Origin of the sequence: Alcaligenes faecalis, from assembly GCF_041521385.1 — a bacterium.
GTDB classification, from domain to species: Bacteria; Pseudomonadota; Gammaproteobacteria; order Burkholderiales; family Burkholderiaceae_B; genus Alcaligenes; species Alcaligenes faecalis_E.
In genome coordinates this window covers 2,549,157-2,562,188 of sequence record NZ_CP168006.1, presented here as the reverse complement: position 1 = coordinate 2,562,188, position 13,032 = coordinate 2,549,157, and the positions used below count along the sequence as shown (strand labels likewise).

Below are 13,032 nucleotides of genomic sequence, written 5' to 3'. Positions count from 1 at the left end.
CTTTCCTGATCAATAACGATATTTAAGATTGAGCATCGCATTACGCGGTGCGCCATAAATATTCAGGAATGTGCTGTAACCCACGCTGGAGAGGTAACGACGGTCGAACACATTATTGACGGCCAGGGATGCCTCCCAGCGATCATTAGGCTTGTAGCCAATTTTGGCGGATACCGTGGCATAACCGCCCTGGTATACATCCGAGGTGAACAAATTGCTTTGTGCTTGTACCCCCGCCCCCACAGACCAGCCATTCAAGCGGCCGTCCCAATCCTGAGGCTGAAAGCGGTAGTGCGTCCAAAGACGGAATAAATGCTTGGGCACAAGGTTCGCATTGAAACGCTGGCCTTCATTTTCCAGCACCGAGTCCCGACGATAGCGTACATCCGTATAGGTATAACCCGCCCCCAAGTCCCAGCCTGGGGCAAGATTACCGACCAGCTCCATTTCCCAGCCTTGGCTTTGCACCAGACCCGCCGCGCGAGAGCACGTCCCGGTCGGGCTACCACCACAACCAATATGATCCGTATCCGTTACTGCCCGATTGGTATCACGCATTCGATAAATCGCCACGGAACCATTCAGGCGACCATCCAGAAACTCACCTTTGGCACCGGCTTCAATCTGCCAGCCTTTGCGCGGATCCAGTGTCTTGCCGGTGTAGTCCTGCTGTGACTGTGGCACAAAACTTTCGGCATAGCTGCTGTAGAGCGAAATAGTGTCATTCACATCCAGAATCAGGCCTGCAAATGGCGTAAATTCCCCACTGGCTTTGGCATCGCTGACATTCCAGGGACTGGTCTCTGGCCGCACTGAACGACTCTTGCTTTCGTAGTTGCTCCAACGGCCACCCAGCACCGCAGTTACCCGGTCATGCAGCTTCAAGCGTGTGGATGCATAAATGCCGGACTGGGTCACAATGTCCTGGTTCTGATTCAAAATAGGCTGATCCAGCAGGGGGCCATAATCAAAGTCATTCAGAACATCCCAATCGGGGAATTGGCTAAAGCGGGAACTGGTCTTGGTATTGTTGCGTGCCGCATTGAAACCAAGGGTCAAAGCATGCTCACGCCCAAACAAATTAAATGGTCCTGTGACGCTGACATCCCCTTGGTCCCAGGTAAATTCATTGTGAATCCGGCCTGCCTGCATAGTGGTCAATCCGGTTTGCAAAGAAATAGGCTGCAAGGCAAAAGAGCTAAAGCCTTTGTACGTACTTTCCTTGTGACTATAACTGGCCTTGAACACCCACTCATTATCAAAACGATGCTGCAAATCCGCGCCCAGCTCATACACCTCGTGATTAGAGGTACGGGCTGGACCCAGGAAGCTGCGTCGATCAGGCAAACTGCCATCCTCAAACTGTGCCAGGCCATTGAAATTACGGAAATCCAGCTCGCTATAGAACGCCGTGACACCCAAGGTCGTGGCGGGTGTCAGGTCATACTCCAGCACGCCATACAAGGTGGCCGGTTTGGAGCTACCTTGATGGTAGTACTGGTCTTTATCCTGATAGGCCGTCACCACACGTCCACGCAGAGAGCCGTCCTTGTTCAAAGGACCGCTCAGATCAGCCTCTGCCCGATAGTTGTTCCAGCTCCCGGCTGACACCTGCCCTTCGAAACGCAACTCACGTGTGGGCCGTTTACGCACAAGATTCACCACCCCGCCCGGCTCGGCGGTTCCAGACAGCAAACCAGCCGGACCACGTAGCACCTCGATGCGATCGTAAACGGCTAAGTCCAGATGAGGAGCTCCCCCTTCTTGAGCAGGCACACCATCGTATTGCAGGCTGGCCGCAAAACCACGGCTATTGAAGCTTTCCGTATCAGGAAAGCCGCTGCTGCTGATCCCTGTCGTATGGTTGATCGCATCGGCCACACGCGTAAAGCCTTGCTCGTCCATTTGTGTGCGCGTCATGACAGAGACAGATTGGGGAATCTCGCGCAGTGACAAAGGCGATTTACCAATCGTCGCCCCCGCAGCGGCATAGGAACCACTGCCTTCACTGGTCACATCGTAGCGGGAGGCATGAACCCGTACCGGCTCCAGCGGTGTGGCATCGCCACTATCAGCCAGGCTAAGCGAAACATTGCTGCCCGAGCGGCGCACCTGTATCCCTGTACCAGCCAGCAAGCGGCTCAAGGCCTGATCCAGGGTAAATTGTCCTGACAAGGCCGGACTTTGTCGGCCAGCCACGGTAGCAGGCAAATACACAATTTGCACCGAGAACTGACGACCCAGATCACGCAAGGCCGACGACAAAGGCTGCGCCATCAAGCTGATGGCCTGCTGCGGCGCACCCGATTGCGCATAGCCGGGCGCGGTCAAGGCCGACAGGCACAGCCCCAATAACACGGCTCCAAGGCCAAGAGGCAATTGGCGGACTGCACGGTTGTGTACAGTGATCTTATGTGTAGTACCAGACATGGTGATGATATCCATCCCTACCGGCAGGTTCTGCCTGCGCGGAATCTATAAACCAAGATACACCAACGGTTTACAGCCGCCAGCACACCTCCCTGGTCTAAAGACGTCTGGGCAAGAATTTTTCCGTAATGAATTTACCGACGGTTGATGACCCAGCCCTTGGATTCCACATTCAGAATCTGGACGGGTGCAATATCCGCCAATAACAGCAAGGCCTCTTGTGGCTTGCTCATGGACAAGGTGCCGGATATGCGCAATTGCGCGAGCTGAGCATCACCCAAGCGTATAGGTTCATCCAGATATGCCGACAACTGCTCCAGCACCTGTACCAAAGGTTCATTGTCGAACTCCAGACGGCCACTTTGCCAAGCTGTCAGCGCAGCTACATCCGCTTCGCGCACAGACTCCAATCCTTGGCGTGCCGTAACACGTGCGGCCTGGCCAGCGCCCAGGCGCTCGGAACGAGAGTTCCACCAGGGTCCCGCTGACAAACGGACTCTCCCCCGGTCAACCGCTACCTCTACTTGATCAGACTGTTTACGCACATTGAAGCGGGTGCCTAACACCTGCACTTTTGCCTGCTCGGTTTCCACAATAAAGGGACGATCTGCATCGGGACGCACATCCGCCAGAATTTCCCCTGACTCCAGATAAACCCGCCGCTCGCTGGAGGTATAAGCCACCTTAATTTTTGTACGAGCGTTAACCGTCAGAACACTATCATCGGGTAAACGCAGCTCCTGTCGTTGGGCAACAGTAGTGCTGACGGCCCAGGACTGTTCTGGACCTGCAGGCCAAAGCCACACCCCTCCTACCACGGCACACAAAACCATCGCCGTAAAGGCCAGCCGCCAACGCTGCACAGGCTGTTTTCGCAGGGCAGCCGGCTCTTGAGTCAAACGACGCAGGCGATCGACCGGCAGCTCATCCAGCTTGTTCCAGGCTTTTTGCAGCTCCTGAAAATGCGCTTGATGCTGCGGTGAAGCCGCCAGCCATGCATCCAGCTCCGCCTGATCCTCTATCGATAATGGCCCCAGACGCACACGCGCGAACCAATGAACCGCTTGTTCACGGGCCGTCGAAGGCAAAGAGGGACCTGCGCTCGTCGTCATAGGGAATAAATAGGCGTGAGCAAAACGTGAAAACTCCAGGGCTGATCAGTCTTGCTGGAACAGGTGCAAATGCGTCTGCAGATGGGTCAAAGCGCGTTTCATATGCTTTTCCACCATGCTCTGCGACAAGCCCAACCGCTCAGCAATCTCGCGCTGACTATAGCCCTCGATTTTATTCCATAAAAAAACTTGCCTACAGACCAGTGGCAACTGCAATAGAACCACCTCCAGCTCGTCCATCAACTGAGTCGACTGACAAGCATCTGCCACATCCGGGGACAGAGGGGTATCTGCCTCGTCCAACTGCTCCAAGGGTGTCTGCGCCCAACGCCCACGCCGCCGACTTTCATCGAACAACTGATTGCGAGTCGCCTGGAACAAATAAGAGGGAATGTGCTGAATATGGGTGCAGGTCTGATCCAACAGGCCTAGAACGGCATCGTGAACGGCGTCTTCTGCATCGTGATGATTAGTTTGACGCCGGGTCCAATTGCCCATCAGGCCGCGATAATGATCAAGCCAGGACTTGCGAGATTTGGGGGACGACGGCATACAGGCCCGACAGAACAGTTAACGTGTTCCGGATTATCGCAAACAATTCTCATTACAACAATTAGACTGTTTCGCTACGATGCGCTGACGCTTGTTCAGGTTGTAGCGACTTGGTTACGTTGGGCCATTGCCTGGCTCAAGTAGGAGTACAAATACTGTGCAACCTCGTCCATAGGAACAATGACGCCTTGCGAGTGCATATCCGTTGTTTGCAGCCCTTCATAGCCACAAGGATTGATGTCGCTAAACGGGCTTAGATCCATATCTATATTCAAGGCCAAGCCATGATAGGAGCGACCATTGCGAATCTTGATACCCAATGCGGAGATCTTGGCCAACTCCTGGCTTGCCCCCCCTTGCGGAACATACACGCCCGGTGCCCCCGGCTTGCAGCAAGCCCCTTCGACACCAAAATGCGTCAGACAGGCAATAACAGCCTCTTCCAGCAGGCGTACGTATTCTTTGACGTACAGGCCTACCCGGCGTAGATCAAACAGGCAGTACACCATTAACTGCCCAGGGCCGTGATAGGTAATCTGCCCGCCCCGGTCGGTTTGCACCACGGGGATGCCGCCGGGGTTCAGCAGATGTTCCGGCTTACCAGCCTGTCCTTGTGTGTAGACAGGCGTGTGCTCGACAAGCCAGATTTCATCAGCAGTCTCTGGCCCGCGCTGTTCGGTGAAGTCGCGCATTGCCTGCCAGATGGGTTCATAGGCGCTAGGCCGCTCAAACCATTTGATACGAACTGAGTCGGACATGAACGCCTGATTCCTGCTTACATCACCACGCGCACCAGATGATGCGCATGCAGGGCACGATAAAGATTATCCAGTTGCTCTCGCGAGACAGCACGCACAGTAAAGGTCAGGCCCGTGTAATTGCCCGCCTTACTGGGCCGCACTTCAATAGTGGCGGCGTCAAAGTTTGGATCGTGTTCCAGCACGATGGCCAGCAATTCGTCTTGCAGGGTTTCGTGAGTCTGGCCCATGACTTTGATAGGAAAGTCACTGGGGTATTCAATCAACGATTCTTCGGGGGAAATTGTCATGCTTGCTCCGCAGCCTTGATGGCCTTGTCATAGCCTTCACGTAACTTGGCAAAGACAGGGCCGGGTCGTCCGTCACCAACGGGCTGACCATTAAATACAACGATGGGCAGCACCTCTTTGGTGGCTGACGTCATCAAAATTTCATCGGCAGTATCGACCTCTTCACGAGAGACCTGACGTGCCTGGAAGGCTATCCCCGCCTGGGCGGCCAGCTCTTCCATCAAACTGTAGCGAATTCCTTCCAGGATCAAATTGTTGCGCATGGGTGCCAGCAAGGTGCCGTCGCGCACAATCCAGATATTGCAGGAGGCCCCTTCGGTCAGAAAACCGTCTCTGAACTGAATGACCTCATCCACACCGGCTTCGACCGCCTGCTGCTTGGCCAGTACATTGCCCAGCAAGGAAACGGATTTTATATCGCAACGCAGCCAGCGTTCATCCTCAATGGCTACCGCCGTCAAACCCGTCTCGCGTTCTTGCTGCACCCGCTTGAACGGCGAGACCATGATGAAGATACTGGGCGTCACATTACTGGGGAAGGCGTGGTCGCGCTTGGCAACACCACGGGTCACCTGAATGTAGACCATGCAGTCCGCCCCACGGCCCGAACGGGCCAGCATGTCCAGCACCAGTTGTTCCCACTCACGGCGGGTAAAAGGGTTATGAATCCCCACTTTTGCCAGGCTGCGCTCCAGACGCCCCAGGTGCCCATCAATACGGAAAGGTTTCCCGTGATAGGCAGGAACGACATCATAAATGCCGTCCCCAAAAATGAAGCCACGATCCAGTACCGAGATCTTCGCTTCGCCCAAGCGCACAAAATCGCCGTTCAAATAAACAATGCTGTCAGGGTCAATGCCTGCAATCATAGGGTTCAGCCTCGCACCAAGGGATTACTCAAACATCAAGCGCACTTTGTCAGCCATACGGCCGAAAAAGCCTGCCTCGGGTACATCTTGCAGCACCAGCAAAGGCTGCTCTGCCAGAACCTTGCCATCCAGGGACAAAGTCAGTGTACCGACCTTGTCCCCCTTGCTCAACGGAGCCAGCAAAGGCTGGGTATAGTTGGCCACCGGCTTGATTTCCGAGGACTTTCCGCGGGGCACCGTCAACCACAAAGGCTGGGCGGTACCCAGGCCTACATTTTCAAGCTCACCTTCCCACACCCGAGCAGTGACGGCAGGATTGCTGGAGTCATACAGCTTGACCGTTTCAAAGTTCTGGAAGCTCCAGTTCAACAGCTTCAGGCTGTTTTCTGTACGGGCGGCATCGTTCGCCGTACCAACAACGACTGACACCACGCGGCGACCGTCGCGCAATGCAGTCGACACCAGGCAGTAACCAGCCGATTGCGTGTGACCCGTTTTCAAGCCATCAACCGTGTTGTCCAGCCACAGCAGGCGGTTACGGTTGGGCTGCTTGATATTGTTGTAGGTATATTCTTTTTGGCTGTAGTAATGCAGATACTGGGGAAAACGGGCAACCAGTGCAGCAGACAACATGCCCAGGTCACGCACCGAAGTCAGATGGTCTGGATCAGGCAATCCGGTGGAGTTCTTGAAATGCGTCGCCGTCAAACCCAACTTGGCGGCTTCTTCATTCATCAGGGCAGCAAAGGCATCTTCGCTACCCGCAACGGCTTCGGCCAAGGCCACAGAGGCATCGTTACCCGATTGCACGATCACACCTTGCAGCAGATCGTTCACCGACACTTGCGAATTGACCTTGACAAACATACGCGAACCTTCGGTACGCCAGGCCTTCTCCGAAATCACAACAGTCTGATCCAGTTTTAAGCGACCAGACTCCAAAGCATCAAAGACCAGATAAGCCGTCATCAGCTTAGTCAGGGAGGCGGGCTCTACTTGTTCGTTAAGTCCTTCTGCCGCGATGATCTGGCCACTATTAACGTCCATGGACAACCAGGCTGGCGCCGTCAGATTGGGTGCGGGTACAACAGACAAGTCACCCAGCAAAGCGGCGGTCGGCGCCCCAATCACTTGGGCCGACTCTGTCGGGGTAGGGGTTTGAGTCTGTGCCTGCGCCACCATAGGCAGCGCCAGGGCAAGGGCCACCACACAACGAGAAAGGACTGGAGATGCAAATTTTTGAATAGAAGTCATTGGAAAAAATCGATTGCTTTGACAGTGGCGGAAAGAGCCCATTATGGCAGAGCCAACTAGGCCTGTGAGGGGCGAAACCCCTGAGTCTGAGCAGGAAAACGCAACGATTTGAAAGTAAAAACCGACTTAGGTTCCAAGCCCGACCAAATGACGGCTAACCAGCTCACGCAACTGAATCAGCTTGCCATGAAAAAAGTGGCCAGCATCGGGCAACACCACCATGGGCAACTGATGCTCACGCGCAAATTCCATACCTTCCGACAAAGGCACAACATCATCGGTTTCACCATGCACCAATAACGTATCGGCAGGAGGACTGACATCGCGGAAGCGGAAGCGGTTGACCGCTGTACCAGTCAGAATGAAAACACCAGGCAACGGTGCCTGCGCATCTTGCAAACTGGCATACACCTGTGCAGCAACCGCTGTGCCAAATGAAAAACCGGCCAACATGGATGGGCCGCAAGCCCACTGTGGGAACTGCGATGGAAATTGCTCTATCAAGGCCAGCATATCGGCGGTTTCACCACGGCTGCTGTCAAACTGCCCGGCGGATTTACCGACACCCCGGAAATCAGGGCGTACAGCCAGCAAGCCGTGCTGAGTAGCACTGCGCGACAAGGTCGTGACAACTTTGTTATTACGTGCGCCCCCATGCAAAGGATGGGGATGCAACAGCAAGGCCCAGCCCTTGGGTTCACCGGCCGGCCAGTCCAGAGCACAGTCAATAACACCGGCCTGGCCGGAAAATTGGATTGTAGCTACGCGTTCAGACATGCTCAGATCAAATATCACATAAGATTACGTTTAACTCATCCAGTGTACCGGATTGTCATGAATACCTCTTCTGCATTCACCTTACCCAGCCCTCGCGACATGGTGGCAGAGCTGCGCACGCGCTTGCCACATTTCCCCCAGATCCGCTGGGTGGACTCCACGGAATCGACGAACGCGGATTTGCTCACTCTGGCCCGCCAGGAATCGGGCCCGCGTGTGCGTCCCTGGCTATTGGGCGCACATCTGCAAAGCCGCGGCCGCGGGCGTGCCGGACGCACCTGGGAAAACAGCGTTGGTGCAAACCTGATGTTTTCCTGTGCTTTCGATATTTTTCTGCCGGCACGACAACTGCCTACGCTCTCGCCGCTGTCCGGTCTGGCAACAACAGAGGCGCTGCGCCAGTTTCTGGAACCCGCCGTACGTAATCGTCTGGCCATGAAATGGCCTAATGATGTGCTGTGGGACCAAGCCAAGCTGTCCGGCATTCTGGTCGAGGCGACCCGCGCCAGTGCCGCACCCAGCTCCAGTGACCATCATGTAGTCATTATTGGGATCGGTCTGAATCTGCGCGAGGCAGCCACTATCAGCCAGAGCACACAACGCCCCATTGCGGACTGGTCCAGCATTGCGGAACACTCCCAGCAAGCCTCGCTAGCGCGATGTTCGGACATCGTGGCCAAGGTTGCCCAAAGTCTGTACCTGAGCCTGAACCATGTCACCGCCCACGGTTTTGCTGATCTGCCCACACGCTATGCACAGGTTGATGCGCTCATTGGCCAGCAGGTGCATATCATCGACAATGGTCAAGTTCTACACACCGGTATCGTGACTGGCATCAACACTTCGGGACAGTTACTGTTGCGCCACCCCGACGGCTCGGAACGTGCGGTCACGGTGGGTGAAGTTTCCGTACGCGCCCAACGCTGATCGCTATACTGCACTCTTTTTAGCTCTGACGACCTGGCATGACCCTGCTCATTGACTCTGGCAATACCCGTATCAAACTAGGGTGGCGCCATCCATTAACCGGCGTACGCGAAAGCCAGCCAGTTAGTGTGCATGTGGACCAATTGGATCAATTGGCGGTTTGGCTGGAAGCGGGCCAGGCCCCTCTGCAAGCGTTCACCAAACAAGAAGGTGTGCAAGCGTTGGGGGTAAATGTGGCAGGCCCACAGGTACAAATGCACATTGATGCCGCCGTCAGCCGTTTGGGTTTGGGCCCGGTGCGCTGGCTACAGGCCCAAGAGCGAGCTTTTGGGCTGCACAATGATTATGAGCAGGCCGGCCAACTGGGGGCCGACCGCTGGGCCTCTTTATTAGGGCTAAGCGATTTACTGGCCCAGGAATACCCAGCGCAACAAGGAGCCTTGCTGATCAGCTTTGGTACGGCCACAACCATTGATCTGCTGGGGCCGGCACAAAACGGCATGCGTCACTTTTTAGGCGGCTCTATCTTGCCCGGCCCCAGTTTGATGCTGGCTGCACTTAAACAAAACACAGCACAACTTCCTGAGGCCCACGGGCAAACAGCGGCGTTCCCACGCAATACCCAATCTGCCATCAGTACAGGAGTTGCGGCGGCACAGGCTGGGGCGGTGTTGCGGCAATGGGAAAAAGGACGTCAGTATCTGGGGCATGGCCCATTGGTGTTTTTGGCCGGCGGTGGCCGCGCATTGGCACAGCAAGAACTGTTAGAACAATTAAGTCACTATTGTTGCTTGCTCAATATAGAGACGCCCCAACTGCATGAGCTGGAAACGCCTGCCTTGCGTGGCCTGGCGCTTTTTGCAGGCCACCGGTGAACCAAAACTGCCAAAGAAACTGACATCCAGATCAAGGCATTCAGGAAAACCTCTAGATACGATTGGCATTAAAACGGATGAACTTACGCTGTCCTGCCCGTACAATCCTGGGTTGAACTGTATTTTTCAGGGCATCTGCGATGCGACTGCTTTTCATACTGATCCTGGTGGCAAACGTCGCCCTGCTAGCGTTTGGACAAGGCTTTTTTGGCACACCTCCCAGTGATCAAGGGCGTGAACCTCGACAGTTTTCGCAGCGCAACCAAGACGCCATTCAACTTGGAACCCCGGCCCATCCAACGCCTGCGTCCCCCTGATTCACGATTGACGACCCTATGAAACCCATACGTAAAGCTGTTTTCCCCGTCGCCGGTCTAGGCACGCGTTTTCTGCCGGCCACCAAGGCCATGCCCAAGGAAATGCTGCCGATTGTCGACAAACCACTGATTCAATACGCTGTCGAAGAAGCGGTTGCCGCAGGCGTCACAGAGCTGATTTTTATTACTGGTCGCAACAAACGAGCCATCGAAGATCACTTTGACAGCATCCCGGAACTGGAACACGAGCTAGAGGGCAAGAACAAGCTGGAATTGCTGGATACCGTTCAAAACATCATTCCCAGCCATGTGAGCTGTATTTACACCCGCCAGCCACGCGCACTGGGTCTGGGCCATGCCGTGCTGTGCGCTGCCCCCATTGTGGGCAACGAGCCCTTCCTGGTCCTGCTGGCGGACGACCTGATCGACGCCACCACACCGGTATCACGGCAACTGGTTGAGGCTGCACATCAATACAATGGCAGTATTGTGGCAATTCAGAATGTAAATAGAAATGAAACAAACAAATATGGAATTGTTTCGGGCAATTTAGTCGACGCCAAAGCCACTCGATTAAATGGAATTGTTGAAAAACCAGCGCCTGATGTTGCCCCTTCCACACAAGCCGTTGTAGGTCGTTATGTATTAGAAGCCGAAATATTTGACCACCTGCGACGCACCCAAGCAGGAGTAGGCGGAGAGATTCAATTAACAGATGGAATTGCCAGTCTTTTGGAAAGCCGTGCGGTATATGCATATGAATATGAAGGCACGCGTTACGACTGTGGTAGCAAGTCCGGTTTCTTTCATGCTACGCTTGAATTTGGTCGTAAATACCACGGACTTTAACGAGGGGCGCAGAGGGGTCCGTTGCGATAACAAGCTTGGTTGCAATTGTTGATCAAACACTGCCTTAAAACCACGCAGAGGGTCGATTTAGCTTGACTTACAAGCTAAATACCCCCTACGATTGGCGGTGCAGGATTTCAAGTTCGTCGAAGTTTGTTCAATACGGTATTGTTTCTAATACTCATTGCCCTGATTTTTACATCTTGACAATCTTTTTTGAGCAGATTGCTCGTCATTTTTAGGGAATGCAGGAAATGCAAACAGAAACCGGTATCGTGAAATGGTTCAATAACGAAAAAGGCTACGGCTTTATCTCCCCCGACAACGGTGGCAAAGATCTTTTCGTTCACCATTCCGACATCTTGGGCACAGGCTTTAAATCCTTGGAAGAAAACCAGCGCGTTTCGTACGTGTCGGCTGAAGGCCAAAAGGGTCCACAAGCTAAGAGCATCCAAAAACTGTAAATCGATTTCGATCAGTTTTTAGATCTCAAAAAAGCCCGCTTAATGCGGGCTTTTTTATTTAATTTGATTTAAATCAAGGCAAGCTGTTCTCAAATCACCACAAATTCAAAAATACGTAAAGATAAATACTTATCAGCTAATAAACAGCCATGTATTTAATCGCGAATTTGTGCCAATCCAGAAAGTACGCGCTGCACGGCACCTTCGTGCATCCGAACCCAATGCAAACCCGCATCAGCCATCTTGTGATGGCGTACTGGTTCATCCACTAGCTCCACTGCCTGCTGCAACGCCAAAGCTGGCGTACCCGCGCGTATCACAGCACCGGCTTGCATGGCATCTTGCATGGCTTGAGCAAAATTATGCGTATGTGGCCCCACAATCACAGGAACACCGACTGCACAGGCCTCAATGAAATTCTGTCCGCCCAAGGGCTGGAAGCTGCCCGCCACAATCGCCACGCGCGCCAGACCGTAATACCAGTGCATTTCACCTATGGTGTCCCCTAATAGGACATCCACTTCACGACAAGCCTTGATAGCACTGGTACTGGTATCGCCCTGCTCCAGCAACTCGCTGCGCCGCACCGACCGCAACCCTAACTGATCCAGATAATCTGCCGCTTCCTCAAAACGCTCGGGGTGACGCGGAATAACGACAAACAAGACTGGGCGATGCAGTTCGCTGCCATGCTCGCGTTCGCGACGCAAATAGTGAGCAATAGCATCCATGAAATCGGCATGCTCGGTCTCACGCGTACTGGCAATGACCACCACACGCCGCCCCAGCTCGCTGGCAAAGCCGCGACCGCGAGCTATCTTGTCTTGCGGCAAGACCACATCAAATTTCAGGTTTCCAGATACGCGTACACCCTGCGCACCAGCCAACTCCAAACGCTGCGCATCGGCCAGACTTTGTGCGTAAATCAACTTGAAGGAACGGTATGCCTCGCGCATGACTGAACCCGCCTTCAAGCTGGTGCGCAGCGCACTTTCCGAGAACCGGGCACTGGCCAACATCATAGGCACACCTTGTCGGCGTGCCGCAGCCAGCAGATTGGGCCACACTTCGCGTTCAATCAACACCCCGGCACATGGACGGTAATGTGCAAAAAAACGTCGTACAGAGCCGGGAAAGTCGTAGGGCAGCCATTGCTGCAACAACTGTCCACTTGCGATCTCGGCGGCAAATGCATTTACCCCTTCTGCGCGGCCCGTGACGGTCATATGCGTCAACAAGACCGTCTCGCCTTGATCCAGCAAGGCACGAATCAAAGGCTGAGCCGCACGCGTCTCACCCAAGCTGACTGCATGCACCCACACAGGCGCTTTCTGGGGCACCGGCAAGGAGCCATAAAAACCAAAGCGGGAACCCGATAAGACCTGCCAGTCACCACCCGCACGGCGGGCACGCAAACCCATCCAGGCCATCAAGGCTGGAGCCAGCATGCGAATAGAGGCGGTATAGAAAAATCGGTTCACCCGCTTAGCCTCGGTACGAAATCAGCAGTAGCCAAGCCACGCTCGGCGCTACCAAGAAGACGAATAGAAAATAGTGT

13 protein-coding genes are annotated in these 13,032 nt (G+C 54.4%); 4 read left to right on the top strand and 9 right to left on the bottom strand.

From position 1 onward, the window contains the following. Positions 1–9: 9 nt before the first annotated feature. The 8 genes from ACDI13_RS11445 to ACDI13_RS11410 form a co-directional block, all read right to left on the bottom strand. Positions 10–2,430, bottom strand: coding sequence for a TonB-dependent siderophore receptor (locus ACDI13_RS11445; RefSeq protein WP_316989143.1), 2,421 nt, complete (start codon positions 2,428–2,430; stop codon positions 10–12). A 134-nt stretch (positions 2,431–2,564) separates the two neighbouring features. Next, complete coding sequence (locus ACDI13_RS11440) at positions 2,565–3,542, bottom strand: FecR domain-containing protein (protein ID WP_316989142.1); 978 nt, start codon at positions 3,540–3,542, stop codon at positions 2,565–2,567. Positions 3,543–3,587: 45 nt separating this feature from the next. Further along, a complete protein-coding gene (locus ACDI13_RS11435) occupies positions 3,588–4,094 on the bottom strand; it encodes a sigma-70 family RNA polymerase sigma factor (protein ID WP_316989141.1) in 507 nt (168 codons plus the stop codon). 95 nt (positions 4,095–4,189) lie between these two features. Next, positions 4,190–4,852: a lipoyl(octanoyl) transferase LipB gene (gene lipB, locus ACDI13_RS11430; RefSeq protein WP_316989140.1), complete on the bottom strand. Its 663-nt coding sequence runs from the start codon at positions 4,850–4,852 to the stop codon at positions 4,190–4,192. Positions 4,853–4,869: 17 nt separating this feature from the next. Continuing rightward, the gene (locus ACDI13_RS11425; protein ID WP_316989139.1) at positions 4,870–5,142 is read right to left on the bottom strand and encodes a DUF493 family protein; all 273 of its coding nucleotides are present in this window, start codon (positions 5,140–5,142) and stop codon (positions 4,870–4,872) included. After that, entirely contained in the window at positions 5,139–6,011 is an 873-nt protein-coding gene (locus ACDI13_RS11420; protein WP_316989138.1) for a D-amino acid aminotransferase, read from the bottom strand. The genes ACDI13_RS11425 and ACDI13_RS11420 overlap by 4 nt, the downstream gene beginning before the upstream one ends. 24 nt (positions 6,012–6,035) lie before the next feature. Further along, positions 6,036–7,265, bottom strand: coding sequence for a D-alanyl-D-alanine carboxypeptidase family protein (locus tag ACDI13_RS11415; RefSeq protein WP_316989137.1), 1,230 nt, complete (start codon positions 7,263–7,265; stop codon positions 6,036–6,038). Between the two features lie 126 nt (positions 7,266–7,391). Next, complete coding sequence (locus ACDI13_RS11410) at positions 7,392–8,042, bottom strand: alpha/beta hydrolase (protein WP_316989136.1); 651 nt, start codon at positions 8,040–8,042, stop codon at positions 7,392–7,394. Between the two features lie 57 nt (positions 8,043–8,099). On the opposite strand from ACDI13_RS11410, the gene ACDI13_RS11405 reads away from it, so the two are divergent. The 4 genes from ACDI13_RS11405 (at position 8,100) to ACDI13_RS11390 (ending at position 11,474) form a co-directional block, all read left to right on the top strand. After that, on the top strand, positions 8,100–8,969 hold the full coding sequence (locus ACDI13_RS11405; RefSeq protein ID WP_316989135.1) for a biotin--[acetyl-CoA-carboxylase] ligase: 870 nt from the start codon (positions 8,100–8,102) through the stop codon (positions 8,967–8,969). Between the two features lie 38 nt (positions 8,970–9,007). Continuing rightward, the gene (locus ACDI13_RS11400) at positions 9,008–9,844 is read left to right on the top strand and encodes a type III pantothenate kinase (protein WP_316989134.1); all 837 of its coding nucleotides are present in this window, start codon (positions 9,008–9,010) and stop codon (positions 9,842–9,844) included. Positions 9,845–10,179: 335 nt separating this feature from the next. Continuing rightward, positions 10,180–11,010: a UTP--glucose-1-phosphate uridylyltransferase GalU gene (galU, locus tag ACDI13_RS11395; protein ID WP_316989133.1), complete on the top strand. Its 831-nt coding sequence runs from the start codon at positions 10,180–10,182 to the stop codon at positions 11,008–11,010. Positions 11,011–11,264: 254 nt separating this feature from the next. Continuing rightward, positions 11,265–11,474 (top strand): cold-shock protein, encoded by a 210-nt coding sequence (locus ACDI13_RS11390; protein ID WP_026483779.1) that lies wholly within the window; start codon positions 11,265–11,267, stop codon positions 11,472–11,474. A gap of 155 nt (positions 11,475–11,629) precedes the next feature. Here ACDI13_RS11390 and ACDI13_RS11385 read toward each other — a convergent pair whose 3' ends face one another. Beyond that, the gene (locus ACDI13_RS11385; protein ID WP_316989132.1) at positions 11,630–12,955 is read right to left on the bottom strand and encodes a 3-deoxy-D-manno-octulosonic acid transferase; all 1,326 of its coding nucleotides are present in this window, start codon (positions 12,953–12,955) and stop codon (positions 11,630–11,632) included. Between the last annotated feature and the right edge of the window lie 77 nt (positions 12,956–13,032).